Below are 16781 nucleotides of genomic sequence, written 5' to 3' on the forward strand. Positions count from 1 at the left end.
ATAGTCAAGATCACGTGCGGCGGATATCCGGCTGACTACGCTGTGGGGCCGTGATGGTGGTGGAGTCGAAACGTAAGACCTCGGAGCTCCCCGAAGGCGAGGGGCGCGAGGCGGTTCAGGAACGTCGTCGTCAGCGCCGCTGGGTTCCGGCGGTCGCCGGCTGGATGACGTTCCTCATCGGGCTGCTCGACGCGCTCGGCGCCCTGCTGCCCGAGTGGCACCGCCGCATGGTCCGCGTCGACGAGTTCGTCCCCGGCGCCGTGAACAACGCCGCCCGTACCGCGACCCTGGTCGCCGGCGTGCTGTTCCTCCTGCTCTCACACGGCCTGCGCCGCCGCAAGCGCCGCGCCTGGCGCGCGGTCGTGGGGCTGCTCGCCTTCACCGTCTTCTCCCACATCGTCAAGGACTTCGCGATCTCGGCGATCGTGGCCGCGGCGATGCTCGCCGCGCTGGTCTACCTCCGTGAGGAGTTCTACGCGACCGGCGACCCGCGCACGCGCTGGCGGGCGCTGTGGGTGGGATCGTTCCTCGCCGCGTTCAGCGTGGCGCTCGGGCTGCTGTTCATCGCCCTCAACTCCGGCGGCCTGGACCACAACTACCCCTTCCCCGACCGGCTGGAGCACGTCATCGGCGGGCTGTTCGGCGCCACCGGGCCGGTGACATTCGTCTCGGACCGCAAGAACGACCTGTTCAGCCTCATGCTCGGCTCGCTCGGCCTGTTCACCGGCCTGATGACGGCCTTCTTGTTCCTGCGGCCCGCCGAGCCCGCCCCGTCACTGTCCGCCGAGGACGAAGAACGCATCCGCGCGCTCCTCGACCGCCAGGGCGCCCGCGACTCCCTGGGCTACTTCTCCCTCCGCCGCGACAAGAGCGTGATCTGGTCGCCCACCGGCAAGGCCTGCGTGACCTACCGGGTGGTGTCCGGGGTGATGCTGGCGGGCGGCGACCCGATCGGCGACCCGGAGGCCTGGCCCGGCGCCATCGAGGCCTTTCTGGAGGAGGCGGCCCGGCACGCCTGGGCGCCCGCCGTCATGGGCTGCAGCGAGCTCGGCGCCGAGATCTGGTGCCGCGACTCCGGGCTGTCCGCGCTGGAGCTCGGCGACGAGGCGATCGTGGACGCGGCGGAGTTCTCCCTCGACGGCCGTACGATGCGCAACGTCCGGCAGATGGTCAACCGCGTGGGCCGGCAGGGATACGTCGCCGAGATCCGCCGGGAGAAGGACTACGAGCCGGATGAGCTGCGGTCGTTGTGGGAGCGGGCCGGGACCTGGCGCGGCACCGACAACGAGCGCGGCTTCTCGATGGCGCTCGGCCGGGTCGGCGAGCCGGGGGACGAGGAGTGCGTGTTCGCCACCGCGACCAAGGACGGCGAGCTGCACGCCATCCTGCACTTCGTGCCCTGGGGCACCGACGGGCTCTCCCTCGACCTCATGCGCCGCGACCGTTCCGCCCAGCCGGGCCTCAACGACTTCCTGATCGTCGAGGCGATCAAGGCCGCGCCCGACCTCGGCGTCAAGCGCGTGTCCCTCAACTTCGCGGTCTTCCGCGCGGCGCTGGCCCGCGGCGAGCGGATCGGCGCCGGCCCGGTGCTCAAGGCCTGGCGCGGCCTGCTGGTCTTCCTGTCGCGGTGGTTCCAGATCGAGTCGCTGTACAAGTTCAACGCCAAGTTCCAGCCGGTCTGGCAGCCGCGGTTCTTCGTCTACCCGAGCCTCAACGACGCCCCGCGAATCGCGCTGGCGGCACTGGAGGCCGAGGCGTTCATCGTGTGGCCCCGGCTGCGCATCCCGGGCCTCAAGCGCCCGCCGAAGCGCACCCTGCCCTCGCCCTGACGCCCGCACCCGCGCAGGCCTCGGGCCTGTCCCGAGGTCTCCTCGCAGCCGGACAGCGAGACTTCGGGACAGGCCCTAGGCTGATCGGTATGACCATGAGCATCGACGGCCTGCCCAGCCCTGGGCGCTGTCTCGTCATGGGCGTGGTCAACGTGACCCCCGACTCCTTCTCCGACGGCGGGACCTATTTCGACCACCGGGCGGCGATCCGGCACGGTCTGGACCTCGTACGCGACGGCGCGGACATCGTCGACGTCGGCGGAGAGTCCACCCGGCCCGGTGCCCAGCGGGTCTCCCTCCAGGAGGAGCTCCGCCGGGTCATCCCGGTGATCGAGGCGCTCGCCGCCGAGGGCGTACCGGTCAGCGTGGACACCATGCGGGCCGAGGTGGCCGAGCTGGCGGTCGCGTCCGGCGCCCGGCTCGTCAACGACGTCAGCGGCGGGCTGGCCGACACGGCCATGTCGCGCGTGGTGGCCAAGACCGCCGTGCCGTACGTCGTGATGCACTGGCGCGGGCACAGCCACGACATGGACACCCGCGCCGTCTACGCCGACGTCGTACGCGAGGTCACCGACGAGCTGCGCGCCCGCATCGGTGCGATCGTCCGCGAGGGCGTCGACCCGGCCCGGCTGATCGTCGACCCGGGGCTCGGCTTCGCCAAGCGGCCCGCGGACAACCACAACTGGACGCTCCTGGCGCACCTCGACGCGCTCGTCGAACTCGGGCATCCGGTGATGATCGCCGCCTCCCGCAAACGCTTCCTCGGCCGGCTGCTCGCCGCGTCGGACGGCACCCCGCGGCCGTTCGCCGAGTCCGACGACGCGACCGTTGCGATCACCGCCCTGGCCGCGGCGGCGGGCGCCTGGTGCGTACGCGTGCACAACGTGCGTCCCAACGCCGATGCCGTGCGCGCCGCCGCCGCCTGGGGGGCCGCCGCCTCCCGTACGGAGGAAACGTGACCGAGATCGACGTGAGCGCGGTGGAGGCGGTCAACGCCGAGTTCTACGCCGCCTTCGAGTCCGCCGACCTCGACCGGATGGGCCTGGTGTGGGCGGACGGCCCGCAGGCGGAGGAGGTCGTCTGCGTGCACCCCGGATGGCCGCTGCTGCGCGGCCGGGGCACGGTCCTGCGCTCCTGGGCGTTGATCATGGCGAACACCCCGTACATCCAGTTCGTGCTCACCGACACGCAGGTGCGCGTCTCCGGTGACCAGGCGATCCTCACCTGCTCGGAGAACATCATCACCGCGGTCGAAGAATCCGCGAACGCGCTCACGTCCGGAGGAAGCGTCGTGACGACCAACGCGTTCATCCGTACGGACGAGGGCTGGCGGATGTGGCTGCACCACGGTTCGCCGGTGCTGAACCGTGAAGAGGACGGCGAGGATGAGTGACCGGATAGCCCTGACCGGGCTGCGCGCCCGCGGACGCCACGGCTGCCTGCCGGCCGAGCGTGAGCTCGGCCAGGAGTTCGTGATCGACGTCGTCCTGGGCCTCGACACCCGCCCGGCCGCCGCGGGCGACGATCTGTTGCGTACGGTGGACTACGGCGCACTGGCCGACCGGTTGGTCGCCGTGGTCGAAGGTGAGCCCGTCAACCTCATCGAGACTCTGGCCGACCGCCTCGCGGCGCTGTGCCTCGATCCGCCCCAGGTCGAGGAAGTGGAGGTCACCGTGCACAAGCCGAGTGCTCCCGTGCCGCACCCCTTTTCCGACGTTGCCGTGACCATTCATCGGAGCCGCCAATGACGACATCCACGGAGAAGCGCCACACCGTGCTCTCCCTCGGCAGCAATCTCGGCGACCGGCTGGACAATCTCCAGGAGGCGATCGACGCGCTGTTCGACGCCCCGGGGCTGGACTTCATCGCCCTCTCGCCGGTCTATGAGACCAAGCCCGTCGGCGGCCCCGAGCAGGGCGACTTCCTCAACGTCGTGATCGTCGCGAACAGCCGTGTCGCGCCCGAGTCGCTGCTCGAACGCGTCCTGGCCATCGAGGACGCCATGGACCGTACGCGCGACGTCCGCTGGGGGCCGCGCACCCTCGACATCGACATCGTGACGATGGGCGACGTGACCTCGGACGACCCGGACCTGCTCCTGCCGCACCCCCGTGCGGGCGAGCGCGCCTTCGTGCTGCGGCCGTGGTGCGACCTCGAACCCGAGGCCACCCTGCCGGGCCGGGGCCGGCTGACCGACCTGCTGCCGGACGTGGCCGACCAGGACCTGCGCCGCCGCGACGACCTCTCCCTCCAGCCGCCCGCGTGAAGCCGACCCGTCTTTCCGTCCTGGCCGTCGCCCTGATCGTGGCGGCGGTGCTCACGTGGTCGGTGGTGCGCTTCCTGTACGGTTCGCTGCCGCTCCTGCCATGGACGATGGTCCCGTCGCTGCTGCTGCTCGCCCTGGGTGAGCTGTACACCGCGCTGGTGACGCGGGCGCGCATCCGGCGCCGCCCGGGCACCAAGCCGATCGAGCCGCTGGTCGCCGCGAGACTGGCGGCGCTGGCGAAGGCGAGCGCGCACGGCGCGGCGGTGCTGGCCGGCGTCTTCGGCGGCATGGTGATCTACCTGGCCTCGTCGCTGGACAAGCCGACGCCGCGCCGCGACTTCTTCGTGAGCGGCGGCACGGTGTTGGCGGCCGCGGCGCTGATCGTCGGCGCCCTGATCCTCGAACACGCCTGCCGTGTCCCCAAGGGCCCCGAGGACGAGGACGAACACCACTCGGCCTCGCGCATCTGATTCCGTCACCGCCGTCGCGTAGCGTTTTCTTCGGCGACGGCAGGAGGCTGTGGATGGCATCGGGTGACGACCTTCGTACGATCGCGCTCGCGCTGCCCTCGGCGGAGGAGCGGCAGACCTGGGGGAGCGCGACCTTCCGGGTACGCGACAAGATCTTCGTGATCATGTCCGAGGACGGCAGCGGGGCGAGCGTGAAGGCGACGAAGGACGAGCAGTCGGCGCTGCTCGCCGAGGATCCGGAGACGTTCACCTACCCGGCGTACGTCGGGCACCACGGATGGGTCGGCGTCGACGTCGAGCGCATCGGCCTCGACCACCTCCGCGAGCTCGTCACCGAGGCCTGGCGCATGACGGCCCCGAAACGCGTGGTCAAGGACTTCGACGCTTAGCGCCTGTCCCGCTGTACGACGCCGCGCCGCGTTGTCGTCGGTCGCCGGCCGAACCAGGCCGACTTCCTCCTTCGCCTTGCGAGACGCCGCCTGGACGCCGCTCGCCACGGACGGGGACTGCGAGCCAGGCCCTAGCCCACGGTCTCGTCGAGGTGGTCGGCGTAGTACTCGATCGCGCGGCGATACGCCCGTACGTGCCCGTCCTCGCTGGTGGCGGCCAGTGCCTTGAGGAGCCCGCGTACGGCCTCACGAGGCTCGCCGGCGCTGTACAGCGCCATGGCCAGGAAGGCCTGCAGCGCCGCGTCGCCGGCGAACTCCTCCAGGCCCCGGCGCAACGTCGTCAGCGCCTCGTCACGGCGGCCCAGGACCCGGAAGGTGCTCCCCAGCCCCAGCCAGGCTCCGTGCCGGTCCTCCGGCGAGAGCCCGGCGCCGCTCAGCGCCCGCTCGTAGAACGGGACGGCCTCCGCCTCGAGCCCGAGCACGTCGTGCGCCCAGGCGGTCTGGTAGGCGATCTCGGCGTCCTGCGGATGCCGGTCCGCCAGGGTCAGCAGCCGCTCGCGCGCCTGCGCCGGCTGTCCCTGTTCTCGCAGGTGTACGGCCTCGGCCAGCGCCGTGTCACGTTCGTCGCTCACGCCGACGTACGCTGCCAGCCGCGGGCCGCCGGTGGCAAACCGCCCGGCGGCCCGGGGACGGCGGTCAGCCGGTGGCGAAGTCGGGGTCGAAGGTCGCAGCGGCGACCTTCATGACGTACGGGGCCTCCGCGCCGTCCTTGTTCCCGGTCGGGTTGAGGGAGTAGACCAGCACGCGGCGCAGGTCGCGGGTGGCGAACATGCCGCTCGTGTAGCCCGGCCGCGAACCCGTCTTGCCCCAGCCGGTCAGGCCGTTCGGCAGCGTCGACTTCATCAGGCCGGCGCTGTAGCAGGCCTGGCCCGCCTCCGGGCCGATGTTGCAGTTCTCCGTGCCGGCGTACTTCACCTTCGGGACGGTGAACATCTCATCCAGCTCCGACCGCGGCACCAGACGGCCCTGGAAGATCGCCGAGATGAACCTGGCCAGGTCGGCGCTGTTGGAGATCAGGCCGCCCTCCGCCCACGGGAACGGGCTCTGCTCCGACACGTCGTGCAGGGTGGTCGTCCCGTCCTTGGTGACCGCGACGTACCCGTGGGCGTGCGGGCCGGGCAGCCGGGGGTCGTGACGGTCCAGGACGTACGTGTTGCGCAGGGACAGCGGCGCGATGACGCGCTTCTCGACCTCGTGCGCGTACGAGTGGCCGGTGATCCGCTCGATCAGCAGGCCGGCGATGTAGTAGTTCGTGCCGTTGTAGTCCTGCAGTGTGCCGGGGGCGAACTCCATGGGGTGCGTGACCGCGTCCGCGACGATCTGGCGCGGGGTCCAGCTCTCGAGGCGGTGGTCCACGAACCACTGGGCGTCGCCCGCGCCGAGGTCGCCGCCCGGCAGTCCGCTGGTGTGGTTGAGCAGCTGGCGGATGGTGATCGTCGGGTACGAGGCCGACAGCAGCCCGGGCAGGTAGTGCTGTACCGACTTGTCCAGGTCGACGCGGCCCTCCGCGGCGAGCTGGAGCGTCACCACCGCGGTGAAGACCTTGGAGATGCTGCCGACGCGGAAGTTCCCGTCGGCGGCGACGGGCTTCCCGGTGCGGATGTCCCGTACGCCGGATGTGCCGCTCCACTGCCCGCCCGGTCCGGTCACGTTGACCAGGGCACCGGTCACGATGGAGTTCGGCAGACCGGCGATGGCGTCCTGCATGACGGCCGGGTCGAGGGGAGGCAGCGGGTCGGTGCTCCCGAGGGCGGGAGTGGCGGCGAGCGCCGTGCTCGCGAGGGCGAGGACCGTGCCGATGGCGGCGAGATGTTTTCTCATGGGCCTTATCGTGCGGCTCCGGGGCGGTCGAGCGGATCGCCGGGCGCACCGATCTTGGAGGCTCGCCCGCACGAGCGAGACGGGCCCCGCATCTCCGTCGTACGGGCGAGGCGCGGCGCGCCCACCTCGCCGGATACTGGGGCCGTGCGCATCTCCCGACAGCGGATCATCGACGCCTACCTCCCCGACGCCGTCGTCGCGCTGCTCGTCCTCGCCGTGCTCTACGCGCCCCTCGTGATCCCGCGCGCCAGCCAGCCCGGCCCCTTCTCGCCGTGGGCCTGGGTGCTCATGGCCACTTCGGCGCTGCCGCTCGTCTGGCGGCGGCGGGCACCGATGCTCTGCATCGCTGTCATCTTCGTCTCGCTGGTCGCCTACAACGTCGTGCACCACGTGCCCAACCAGCCGATCGCCTGGGGCCTCCTCGTCGCGGCGTACTCCATCGCCTGGGGCGGCCGTCGCTCGCAGCAGGTCATCGTCCTGGTCATCATGGGCTGTACCGCCCTCGTCATGTCCAAGAGCCTCACCACCAGCATGATCGGGCTGCTCACCACCACGTGCGCCTACATTCTCGGGATCATGGCCCGGCGGCGGGAGATCCGGCTGCAGGCCCTCGCGCGAAGGGCCGGCGAGATGGAGCGCGAGCGCGAACTGGACCTCGCCCGCGCCGCGACCGGCGAGCGTGCCCGGATCGCCCGCGACATGCACGACATCCTGGCCCACGCCGTCAGCCTCATGGTCGTCCAGGCCGAGGCCGGGCCGGTCGTCGTACGGACCGATCCGGAGCGCGCCGAGCGTGCCTTCGACGCCATCGCCGGCGCCGGCCGCGACGCGATGGTCCAGCTCCGCCGCATGCTCGGCGTCCTCAAGGACGAGGGGGAGGAGAAACCGCGGGCGCCGCAGCCCACGGTCGCCGGTGTGCCGGACCTCGTGGCCCAGGTCGGCGGGACCCCCGGCCTGAACGTCGAGCTCCGGACCTCGGGCGATCCGCACCCGCTGACCGCCGACGCCGAGGTCGCCGCGTACCGGATCGTGCAGGAGGCCCTCACCAACACGGTGAAGCACGCCGCCGCGACCCGGGCGACCGTACGCCTCGACTGGACCGACGCCGAGCTCCGGATCACGGTCACCGACGACGGGTGCGGGGAGAGCGGGCCGCCGGGGTACGGACTGGTCGGCATCCGCGAGCGCGCCGCGGCCTGCGGGGGCACCGCCGAGGCGGGCCCGATCGAGGGAGGCGGTCACCGGGTGACCGCCGCGTTGAGGGTGGGCGCGTGAGCATTCGCGTGGTGATCGCCGATGACCAGGAGCTCGTACGCAGCGGTTTCGCGATGATCCTGGAGGCGCAGCCGGACATCGAGGTGGTCGCCGAGGCCTCCGACGGGAACGCCGCGCTGGCCGCCGTACGCGAGCACCACCCGGACGTCGTCCTCCTCGACATCCGCATGCCGAACCTCGACGGCATCGAGGCCGCCCGCGTCGTCTGCGCCACGACCGACTGCCGGGTACTCATGCTGACGACGTTCGACCAGGACGACTATGTGTACGACGCGCTGTACGGGGGAGCGAGCGGCTTCCTGCTGAAGGACGTCCGCCGCGACGACCTCGTGCACGCGGTACGCGTCGTGGCCGCCGGCGAGTCGCTGCTGGCCCCGACGATCACCCGCCGCCTGATCTCGGACCTGACCGCGCGCCGCCCCCGCCCGAGCACGTCCCAGGGCCTGGAATGCCTGACGACCCGCGAACGTGAGACGCTGAAGCTCCTGGGCCGCGGCCTGTCGAACGCCGAGATCGCGGTCGCCATGGTGGTGAGCGAGCACACGGTGAAGACCCACGTGAGCAACGTCCTCGGCAAACTCGGCCTCCGCGACCGAGTCCAGGCCGTCATCGCGGCGTACGAGTCGGGCCTGATCTCCCCAGGCGCGGCGTAGCTACTTGTCGACGTCGCCGACGACGAAGAACATCGAGCCCAGGATGGCGATCATGTCGGCGACCAGGTTGCCGGGCAGCATCTCCGTCAGCACCTGCAGGTTGTTGAACGACGCCGAGCGCAGCTTCAGCCGCCACGGTGTCTTCTCGCCCCGGGACACGAGGTAGTAGCCGTTGATGCCCAGAGGGTTCTCCGTCCAGGCGTACGTGTGGCCCTCCGGCACCTTCAGGACCTTCGGCAGGCGCTGGTTGATCGGGCCCTGCGGCAGGGACGCGAGCTTCTCCACGCACGCCTCGGCCAGGTCCAGTGACACGTACACCTGCTCCAGCAGGCACTCGAACCGGGCCAGGCAGTCGCCCTCGGTGCGGGTCGGGACGCGGAGCACGTCGGCCAGTTCGCCGTAGGCGAGGTACGGCTCGTCGCGGCGCAGGTCGAAGTCGACGCCGGCGGCGCGGGCGATCGGGCCGGACACGCCGTACTGCTCGATCTGCTCGCGCGTCAGCACGCCGACGCCGCGGGTGCGGGCGCGGAAGATCTCGTTGCCCATGATGAGCCGATCGATCTGGGCGACCCCGCGGCGTGCGGCGGTGACGGCCTCGGTCACGCGGCCCAGCCAGCCCGCCGGCAGGTCCTCCTTCAGGCCGCCGACGCGGTTGAACATGTAGTGCATCCGGCCGCCGGAGATCTCCTCCATGACCCGCTGCAACTGCTCGCGTTCGGTGAAGGCGTAGAACATCGGCGTGATCGCGCCGATCTCCAGGGGGTAGGAGCCGAGGAACATCAGGTGGTTGAGCACCCGGTTCAGCTCGGCGAGGAGCGTACGGGCCCAGACCGCGCGTACCGGCACCTCCATGCCCAGCATCCGCTCGACCGCCGTGACGACGCCCAGCTCGCTGGCGAACGCCGACAGCCAGTCGTGCCGGTTGGCCAGCACGATGATCTGCCGGTAGTCGCGGACCTCGAAGAGCTTCTCCGCCCCCCGGTGCATGTAGCCGATGATCGGCTCGGCGGCGGAGATGCGCTCGCCGTCGAGGGTGACCTTCAGGCGCAGCACGCCGTGTGTCGAAGGGTGCTGGGGGCCGATGTTGAGCGTCATGTCCTCGGTCGCGAGGTCCTTGACCCCGGCCCCCACGCCAACGATGCGCTCAATACTCACAAGGCCCATCGTGCCACGCCGGGTCTCGCGGAATGCCTCCCCGTTGAGGTTGACTTGTCCGCGTTGGCGGCAACGCTGACTTCTACGCCGTAAGACGGCCGGGAATCCGGCTGAGCCGTACCGAGGGGGAGAGCACGCCCCATTGCTAGCCTGGGGACCCTCGCCCACGCCCACGACCACGAGAGGGGAGCGGCGTCCCTGCTCCGGCACACCACCGCCCGGAGCACACACGCCCGATGCCCGATGAACGCTGGTGATCCCTACCCGGTCCCGGGCGAGCCACAGGACCTGCCGCCGGGCAAACCGCGCATTCTGCCGCACGGCTCACTGGCGGTGCCACAGCGCGGTCCGCTGCCCCCGGCGCCCGCGCCGAGCGGTCCGTCGGGGCCCTCGCCCGTGCCGATCGGCGGCCGGGCCGAGCAGGCCTTCGACCCGCCGTCCGGGATGACCTGGGCCCGCGTGTCGCCCCGGCTCACCTGGCACCGGCGCATCGCCGTGCTGCTGTGGGCCCTCCCGGTCACGATCATCGGCGCGTTCGTCCTCTCCCGCATGAGCGGGCTGCTCGGCGGCCTGATCTGGCTCGCGGTGATCGTCGTCGGCTGTGGGATGGGCTGGATCGTGGCCGAGCTGGTCTACCGCTCGTGGGGTTTCGCCGAGCGCGCCGACGACCTGCTGGTCACGCACGGCTTCTTCGTCAAGCACCTCGTCGTCGTGCCGTACGGCCGCATGCAGTACGTCGACGTGACGGCCGGGCTGCTGGAGCAGTGGCTGGGCGTCGCGACCGTACGCCTGCACACCGCCGCCGCGGCCACCGACGCGCGTATCCCCGGTCTGCCCGCCCGCGACGCCGCCGTCCTGCGTGACCGGCTCGCGCAGAAGGGCGAAGCGAGGTCGATCGGCCTGTGAGCATGGGACCGCCCTACGGGCCCCCGCCCGGCCACCGGCCCCCGTACGGACCAGGACCGCCCGGCTCATACGGCCCGCCCGGCCCGTACCCCTACGGTCCCCAGTACGGTCCACCGCCCAAGCCCCCGGTGCACTTCTCCCAGGGCGTCCACCGCCTGCACGCCTCCACCGCGGTGATCAACGCCCTGTCCGCGCTGGTGATCGTGTTCGTGCTCGGCGGCTACTCACTGCTGATCACCCAGACGGCGACCGGCATCGGCCTCGTGCTGACGCCGCGCTCGCTCGCGCGGTTCGTGCTGGTCATGATGCCGGTCACGGCCGTCGCGGCGATCGTGGGCTTCTGGACCTGGTGGTCGACGAAGTTCCACATCGCCGGCGACGACCTCGTCGTGGAGACCGGCATCCTGCGCCGCCGCAGCCGCCGGGTACCGCTCTCGCGCGTCCAGGCGGTCGACGTCGTACGCCCCCTCGTCACCCGCATCTTCGGCCTGGCCGAGGTACGCGTCGAGCTGGCCGGAGGCGACGAGGCGGAGACCAAGTTCCGCTACCTCTCCCGCGCGCTGGGCGAGCAGCTGCGCGCCGAACTCCTGGCCCGCGCCGCCGGACTGCCCGGCCACACGCCCGAGGCGCCCGAGCGGCCGTACTGGCGGGTCGGTTTCGGCTCGCTGCTCGGTTCGCAGCTGCTCAAGCTGCCGGTGATCGGCGGGCTGGCCCTGTTCGTGGCGCTGCTGGCGTTCGGCGTGGTGTTCGGCGAGCTGAGCGTCCTGGCCGCCGCGCTGCCCGTGCTCCTGGGCCTGGCGCGCGGCGTGATCGCCCCGCTGGTCATGCACACCAACTTCAAGGCCGCCCTGTCACCCGACGGCCTGCGGCTGCGCTACGGGCTGATGGAGACGCGGATGCAGACCGTGCCGCCGGGCCGGGTGCAGGCCGTACGCGTGATCGAGCCGCTGCTCTGGCGCGGGTACGGCTGGGCGCGGCTGGACGTCACCGTGGCCGGGTACGTCGGCGACCGGCAGGTCCTGTCCTCGGTCCTGCTGCCGGTCGCGCCCCGGCACGTCGTCTTCCAGCTCGTCGGGCTGATCTTCCCGGGCATCAACGCCGAGGCCGTGCCCCTGCTGCCCGCGCGGCGCTCGTGGCTGCGCTCGCCGTTCGGCAAGGGCGCGGCAGGCACCGACGACGCGATCTTCGTCACCCAGCGCGGCCGGATGTGCCGCCGCCTCGACGTGATCGCCCACGCGCGGGCGCAGAGCGTACGCCTGACGTCGGGGCCGCTGCAGCGGCTGCTGGGCCTGGGCACCGTCCACGTCGACGCGCCTCCCGGCCCGGTCCAGGTCACCGCGGAGAACCGCGACCTCGGCGAGGCGCGGGCGATCGTGGAGTCCGCCGCGGGCCGCGCGTACCGGGCCCGCGCCGCCGACCAGCGCACCGACCGATGGGCGACCTGAACATGCGCTATGACCCGTGGTCTCCGGACTTCGTCGCCGACCCGTACCCCGCGTACGCCGAGCTGCGCCGCGACCGGCCCGTCTTCTTCGACGAGCCGACCGGCCAGTGGGTGGTCACGCGCCACGAGGACGTCAACGCGCTGCTGCGCGACCGCCGCCTCGGCCGGTCCTACCTCCACGTCGCCACGCACGAGGAGTTCGGCCGGCCGGACGAGCCGGAGTTCCTGGCGCCGTTCTGGAGCCTCGTCCGCGCGGGCATGCTCGACGTCGAGCCGCCGGACCACACCCGGCTGCGGCGGCTGGTCTCCAAGGCGTTCACACCGCGCATGGTCGAGGGCCTGCGGACCCGCATCCGCGAGCTGGCCGGGGACCTGGCCCGGGGCCTGGCCGAGCGCGGCGGAGGCGACCTGCTCGCCGAGGTGGCCGAGCCCCTGCCGGTGACCGTGATCGCCGAGATGCTCGGCATCCCCGAGGCGGACCGCCCGCTGCTGCGCCCCTGGTCGGCCCAGATCTGCGGCATGTACGAGCTGGACCCCGCGGACGACGTCCAGCGCACGGCGGTCCGCGCGTCGGAGGAGTTCTCGGCCTGCCTGCGCGACCTGGCGAGGCACACGAAGGGCGACAACCTGATCGCCGCGCTCGCCGCCGTCGAGGGCCTGACCGAGGACGAGCTGGTCGGCACCTGCGTGCTGCTGCTCAACGCGGGCCACGAGGCGACGGTCAACGCCACCGGGAACGCCTGGTGGGCGCTGTTCCGCAACCCGGACCAGCTCGCCCGCCTGCGCGCCGACCACGGCCTGATCCCGACGGCGGTCGAGGAGCTCCTGCGCTACGACACCCCGGCGCCGATGTTCGAGCGCTGGGTGCTGGAGGACGTGGAGGTGGCGGGCGTACGGGTGCCGCGCGGCGCGGAGGTGGCCCTGCAGTTCGCCTCGGCCAACCGCGACCCGGAGGTCTTCGCCGACCCCGGCGCCCTGGACCTGTCCCGCGACCCGAACCCCCACATCGGCTTCGGCGCGGGCATCCACTTCTGCCTGGGCGCGCCCCTGGCCCGGATCGAACTGGCCGAGTCGATGAGCGCCGTCCTGCGCGCGGCCCCGGACCTGCGCCTGACGGCCGAGCCGAAGTGGAAGCCGGGCTTCATCTTGCGTGGCCTGGAGTCGCTTCCCGTCGAGGTATGACGGAGGTCAGATTCCCAGTTTCGCGCCTACATGGGCAATGGTCGCCGTGCAAAGTTCTGGCACCAGCCGAAAGTAGGCGCGGCCGGGTCCTGGAGTGAACCGACCGTGCAGATCGAAGATCCGTACTGTGCCGTCGAAGTCCTCGAACATGCAGAGCCGCTTGCGGGTCTCGCTTTCGGGAGTCACCTTTGATCGCCAAGTGGGTTCATGCGTCCGCTTCGGATCCCAGTCGCCGATGGCGTCGTTGATCCGGCGGAGTTCGTACGCGGCCGGCACGACCCAATCCGACCTGAGATCGTGCATTTGTCGTTCTGTACGTGGGAGGAAGCGGAGGTGGGGGAAGATGACGCCGCGTGCCGCCCAGAGCTCTGCGCCATGCTTGAGATTCGGTAAGCCTGCGCGATCGAACCAGGCCCGGTGAGATTCCGCGTGCAGGAGCGTGGCCGCGTGGCGCACGTCGACGGCTTCTTCGATTAAGACCGGCTCGCCGTCAGGAGCGGCGGTGAGCACTTTTCGATTCGCTCGAACCCATGAGTTGTCCCAGAGCGGGTCGACGAGCAGGCTGACCACGATGCCATCCAGAAGGTGGGCGGCGCGCATGGCCATCGCGATCTGTCCATACCAGGAATATTCGACTCCGCCCGCCTGGCCAGGAGGGGTCTCGGCGCTGGACGGGGCACGATTCTGCAGACTGCGGATCTGCCGTCCGAAGTCGACATTCGCGGGCTGAGCGGCCCACTCTGCGAAGTAGTAGCCGGGAGCGAACTCTACTCCTTCAGACTCACCTCAGAGATGAGCGCGACGTCCCGTCGCCACTTGGTGATCCCCCTGAGCATGTGGACGAACCCTCGCAAGGCCTTGTCCACTTCCTCCCGACGCTGAGACGTCAGACAGGACAGCTCGTTGAGGAACAACAGGACGCGCACGCGAGAGCCTTTCGCCGGGGGAGCGCGGAGTGGTCAGTCCAGAAGCTGGTCGAGCGAGCGATCCCACTCGTCGAAGAATCCCGGTGGCCAGTGGGAGAGCATCCCGTCGGACCCGATGACCGGGCTCGTGATCTCGATGATCCCGTCGGCGTCCCGCTGAAAGTAGTGCAGCCGCACGTCTCCGGCGGAGAGGAGCCCGCGTTTCACCGAGAGTCGGACGCCGTTGAGGATGTGGTCGCTGTGCGTCTCGACGATCACCTGAGCGCCGGCCGCCGCGGCGGCGCAGGTCAACTTGGCCATGGCGCTTTGACCTTGCGGGTGAACGTGCGCTTCCGGGTTCTCAAGCAAGATCATCGATCCCGGCTGCGCCGTCAGGCAGGCGATGACGATCGGGAGCACGTAGGTCAGCCCGAACCCGACGTTGGTCGGCCGGCGCTGATTCGTCGTCAGCCGTCGATGGCGAGTGAACTGGAAGCCGAGCCGGACGAGATCGGTCTGTTCGATCGCCGTGGCTTCGATCTTGACCCCGGGGCAGATCTCGCCCATCCAGGCCTCGGCCTGGTCGAGGAGCCGAGGTGAGGCCCGGGGGTGGTGGAGCCTCGCGGATGCGACCGCCCGATCTTGATAGTGCCGCAGATAGTCGGTGGTGTATTCGCCGCGGGTGCCGAGGAAGCCCCGTCGTACGGACATTTCATGCGACCGGGGATACGTCGCGGCAGGGTTGATGCGGTCGGCCCGGAGATATTGGAAGCCCGGGTTGAACAGAGTGAGGTCGGTCTCGTCTTCCGGGTTCGCCTCCCGGAAGACGGTGGGCGGCTCACAGAAGGTCAGCGAAAGGAGATCATCCTCGCGCCCATAGCCGGCCCGCCACTCGTAGGATCCAGAATCTGTCCCCAGACCGAACCCGATTTCGGGATTCTTGCCGTCTTTGGTGTCGTAGTCCTCGTGGAGGATGTCCTGGCCGGTGCCCAGTTCGACGAGCTCGCCGTTGAGTGGAAGCCCACCTGGCCTGCTGTCCGGGTAGTCGCCGTAGTCATCGAGCAGCCCTGCGGCGTTCGCCTGACGTAACAGCGCGATGGCCTGGAGGACCGTGCTCTTGCCGGAGGAGTTGAGGCCGGAGAGCAAGGTGTAGTGCCCCAAGGGGATGTTCGCCGAGGCGAACGCCTTGAAGTTGGTGATGGACAGCCTGTCGATCAACCGATGACCCCTCTGAACAGTGCCTCCACGGCGGCGAAGCGGTAGCGGACCTTCTCCACGTCACCTGTTCCCACGGAGACGGCCTGCTGGAACCTACTGTCGTCCATCAGGTCGGCGAATCCGTCCTGGACCAGGTCACCGGCGTTCAGCAGTGAACCCAGCCCATCCGGCCCCAATCTCGCCAGATTGACCGAAATCGCTTCGAACAGTGCTTTGTTGATCGGGGAACGATACTGCTGCCCGCGAAATCGCTTGCGGAAGGCGTGTTCCTTAAAAAAGAAGGAGGCCGCCGCCATCGCAGCGCGGAACTCGTCCTTGAGCTGATGAAGTTCCGATTCGCCCAATACGTGAGTCGTTTCATGGCCTGCCGGAGGAACGCGTCCAGGTCTCCACGCCGGTACTCGGCAGGATCAGTAAGACGGAAGGCAAGGAATCGCAAGACCATCTCACGGTCGGCCATCCGATCGGGCTTGACGCTGCGGTGCGTCGCGTGCAAGAACGCCTGGCCCTGTGCGAGTTCACGCAGTAGCTCGCGCGCTCGGCCCGGGATCAGCGCGTGCCGTAGCTCCTGCGGGGTGAGCGGCCGGCCGCCGGTGTTGATACGAGCGAAGATGTTGAACTTCACCGGCTCGGGTGTGCCCGCCCGAATCAGATGGATGATCAGCTCGGTCTCATCGATCCGGGTCTGCAGCCCGCCGGGCAGATCGTTGTACTCGAAGCCGTCGTACGGCAGGTACTCAAGGCCGCTCAGCTTCAGCGGCTCGGCGTCGACGGTATCGGGATCAACGAAGCGCGCAATGGTGGTGAGGCGCTGGATGCCGTCGACGATGGCCCAGCTCTCCTCGCCGCTCTCCGCTGCGTAAAGCGTGGGTAGCGGGATACGGAGAAGCAGGGACTCGATCAACCGGCTCTGCGCTTCGGCACTCCAGATCCCGGCGATGCGCTGGAAGTCGGGGGCAAGATCGAGTACTCCGCGACGGAGCCGAGCCAGGAGAAGATCGACCGTCATGGTGCGGGTCTGAACGTCGATCAGCGCGGGGTCGAACGGCTCATCGATCAGGTGGTCCGATTGCTCCTCGAGCTCGACGCCGGTACTCCGGCCTTTGTCGTCGTACTCGACTGCAATTTCAACATCCTCGGGGCTCTCGTTCACTCCGCTCGCGCCGATCCTTCCTTTGAGCAGGCGGCACCCGGGCTGGGCGGTTATC

Annotated in this window: 18 protein-coding genes; 12 read left to right on the forward strand and 6 right to left on the reverse strand. The window is 70.2% G+C overall.

Annotated features, from left to right (window positions below; translation table 11 throughout):
* Positions 1–53: 53 nt before the first annotated feature.
* The 7 genes from QWU11_RS14940 (at position 54) to QWU11_RS14970 (ending at position 4954) form a co-directional block, all read left to right on the forward strand.
* Positions 54–1829: a phosphatidylglycerol lysyltransferase domain-containing protein gene (locus QWU11_RS14940; RefSeq protein WP_290109134.1), complete on the forward strand. Its 1776-nt coding sequence runs from the start codon at positions 54–56 to the stop codon at positions 1827–1829.
* Between the two features lie 137 nt (positions 1830–1966).
* Positions 1967–2788 (forward strand): dihydropteroate synthase, encoded by an 822-nt coding sequence (gene folP / locus QWU11_RS14945; RefSeq protein WP_290109135.1) that lies wholly within the window; start codon positions 1967–1969, stop codon positions 2786–2788.
* Positions 2785–3222: a nuclear transport factor 2 family protein gene (locus tag QWU11_RS14950; protein WP_290108739.1), complete on the forward strand. Its 438-nt coding sequence runs from the start codon at positions 2785–2787 to the stop codon at positions 3220–3222. Before folP ends, QWU11_RS14950 begins: the two co-directional genes overlap by 4 nt.
* The gene (gene folB / locus QWU11_RS14955; RefSeq protein ID WP_290108740.1) at positions 3215–3577 is read left to right on the forward strand and encodes a dihydroneopterin aldolase; all 363 of its coding nucleotides are present in this window, start codon (positions 3215–3217) and stop codon (positions 3575–3577) included. The genes QWU11_RS14950 and folB overlap by 8 nt, the downstream gene beginning before the upstream one ends.
* On the forward strand, positions 3574–4095 hold the full coding sequence (gene folK / locus QWU11_RS14960; RefSeq protein WP_290108741.1) for a 2-amino-4-hydroxy-6-hydroxymethyldihydropteridine diphosphokinase: 522 nt from the start codon (positions 3574–3576) through the stop codon (positions 4093–4095). Before folB ends, folK begins: the two co-directional genes overlap by 4 nt.
* A complete protein-coding gene (locus QWU11_RS14965) occupies positions 4092–4565 on the forward strand; it encodes a DUF3180 domain-containing protein (RefSeq protein ID WP_290108742.1) in 474 nt (157 codons plus the stop codon). The genes folK and QWU11_RS14965 overlap by 4 nt, the downstream gene beginning before the upstream one ends.
* A 53-nt stretch (positions 4566–4618) precedes the next feature.
* Complete coding sequence (locus tag QWU11_RS14970; protein ID WP_290108743.1) at positions 4619–4954, forward strand: MmcQ/YjbR family DNA-binding protein; 336 nt, start codon at positions 4619–4621, stop codon at positions 4952–4954.
* 131 nt (positions 4955–5085) lie between these two features.
* Here the strand turns inward: QWU11_RS14970 and QWU11_RS14975 are convergent, their stop codons facing one another.
* Complete coding sequence (locus QWU11_RS14975) at positions 5086–5586, reverse strand: tetratricopeptide repeat protein (protein ID WP_290108744.1); 501 nt, start codon at positions 5584–5586, stop codon at positions 5086–5088.
* Positions 5587–5650: 64 nt separating this feature from the next.
* Positions 5651–6835 (reverse strand): serine hydrolase domain-containing protein, encoded by a 1185-nt coding sequence (locus tag QWU11_RS14980; RefSeq protein ID WP_290108745.1) that lies wholly within the window; start codon positions 6833–6835, stop codon positions 5651–5653.
* 144 nt (positions 6836–6979) lie between these two features.
* On the opposite strand from QWU11_RS14980, the gene QWU11_RS14985 reads away from it, so the two are divergent.
* Together QWU11_RS14985 and QWU11_RS14990 are read left to right on the forward strand one after the other, a co-directional pair.
* Positions 6980–8110: a sensor histidine kinase gene (locus QWU11_RS14985; protein WP_290108746.1), complete on the forward strand. Its 1131-nt coding sequence runs from the start codon at positions 6980–6982 to the stop codon at positions 8108–8110.
* Positions 8107–8763, forward strand: coding sequence for a response regulator transcription factor (locus QWU11_RS14990; RefSeq protein WP_290108747.1), 657 nt, complete (start codon positions 8107–8109; stop codon positions 8761–8763). The genes QWU11_RS14985 and QWU11_RS14990 overlap by 4 nt, the downstream gene beginning before the upstream one ends.
* Here the strand turns inward: QWU11_RS14990 and QWU11_RS14995 are convergent, their stop codons facing one another.
* Positions 8764–9918, reverse strand: a complete 1155-nt coding sequence (locus tag QWU11_RS14995; RefSeq protein ID WP_290108748.1) for an NADH-quinone oxidoreductase subunit D — start codon at positions 9916–9918, stop codon at positions 8764–8766.
* Positions 9919–10161: 243 nt separating this feature from the next.
* Here QWU11_RS14995 and QWU11_RS15000 point away from each other — a divergent pair, with 243 nt between their 5' ends.
* Genes QWU11_RS15000 through QWU11_RS15010 form a run of 3 tightly spaced genes read left to right on the forward strand, consistent with a single transcriptional unit; the run spans position 10162 to position 13450 of the window.
* A complete protein-coding gene (locus QWU11_RS15000; RefSeq protein ID WP_290108749.1) occupies positions 10162–10824 on the forward strand; it encodes a PH domain-containing protein in 663 nt (220 codons plus the stop codon).
* A gap of 2 nt (positions 10825–10826) precedes the next feature.
* A complete protein-coding gene (locus QWU11_RS15005) occupies positions 10827–12269 on the forward strand; it encodes a PH domain-containing protein (RefSeq protein ID WP_290108750.1) in 1443 nt (480 codons plus the stop codon).
* A complete protein-coding gene (locus QWU11_RS15010) occupies positions 12257–13450 on the forward strand; it encodes a cytochrome P450 (protein ID WP_290108751.1) in 1194 nt (397 codons plus the stop codon). The genes QWU11_RS15005 and QWU11_RS15010 overlap by 13 nt, the downstream gene beginning before the upstream one ends.
* A 6-nt stretch (positions 13451–13456) precedes the next feature.
* Here QWU11_RS15010 and QWU11_RS15015 read toward each other — a convergent pair whose 3' ends face one another.
* The 3 genes from QWU11_RS15015 to QWU11_RS15025 all read right to left on the reverse strand — a co-directional run bounded on the left by QWU11_RS15015 (position 13457) and on the right by QWU11_RS15025 (position 16726).
* Positions 13457–14056, reverse strand: coding sequence for a hypothetical protein (locus tag QWU11_RS15015; RefSeq protein ID WP_290108752.1), 600 nt, complete (start codon positions 14054–14056; stop codon positions 13457–13459).
* 353 nt (positions 14057–14409) lie between these two features.
* Entirely contained in the window at positions 14410–15573 is a 1164-nt protein-coding gene (locus QWU11_RS15020; RefSeq protein WP_290108753.1) for a DUF3696 domain-containing protein, read from the reverse strand.
* A 145-nt stretch (positions 15574–15718) separates the two neighbouring features.
* Positions 15719–16726: a DUF262 domain-containing protein gene (locus QWU11_RS15025; RefSeq protein ID WP_290108754.1), complete on the reverse strand. Its 1008-nt coding sequence runs from the start codon at positions 16724–16726 to the stop codon at positions 15719–15721.
* Positions 16727–16781: the final 55 nt, after the last annotated feature.

The organism is Actinomadura sp. DC4 (assembly GCF_030406325.1).
Classification (GTDB): Bacteria; Actinomycetota; Actinomycetes; order Streptosporangiales; family Streptosporangiaceae; genus Actinoallomurus.

Excerpts from the sequence above, each read along its gene's own strand:
- QWU11_RS15000 (WP_290108749.1), top strand. The coding sequence starts at position 10,162 with ATGAACGCTGGTGATCCCTACCCGGTCCCGGGCGAGCCACAGGACCTG.
- QWU11_RS15015 (WP_290108752.1), bottom strand. The coding sequence starts at position 14,056 with ATGGCCATGCGCGCCGCCCACCTTCTGGATGGCATCGTGGTCAGCCTG.
- QWU11_RS14980 (WP_290108745.1), bottom strand. The coding sequence starts at position 6,835 with ATGAGAAAACATCTCGCCGCCATCGGCACGGTCCTCGCCCTCGCGAGC.
- folP (WP_290109135.1), top strand. The coding sequence starts at position 1,967 with ATGGGCGTGGTCAACGTGACCCCCGACTCCTTCTCCGACGGCGGGACC.
- QWU11_RS15010 (WP_290108751.1), top strand. The coding sequence starts at position 12,257 with ATGGGCGACCTGAACATGCGCTATGACCCGTGGTCTCCGGACTTCGTC.
- QWU11_RS14970 (WP_290108743.1), top strand. The coding sequence starts at position 4,619 with ATGGCATCGGGTGACGACCTTCGTACGATCGCGCTCGCGCTGCCCTCG.
- folK (WP_290108741.1), top strand. The coding sequence starts at position 3,574 with ATGACGACATCCACGGAGAAGCGCCACACCGTGCTCTCCCTCGGCAGC.
- folB (WP_290108740.1), top strand. The coding sequence starts at position 3,215 with ATGAGTGACCGGATAGCCCTGACCGGGCTGCGCGCCCGCGGACGCCAC.
- QWU11_RS15005 (WP_290108750.1), top strand. The coding sequence starts at position 10,827 with ATGGGACCGCCCTACGGGCCCCCGCCCGGCCACCGGCCCCCGTACGGA.
- QWU11_RS14940 (WP_290109134.1), top strand. The coding sequence starts at position 54 with ATGGTGGTGGAGTCGAAACGTAAGACCTCGGAGCTCCCCGAAGGCGAG.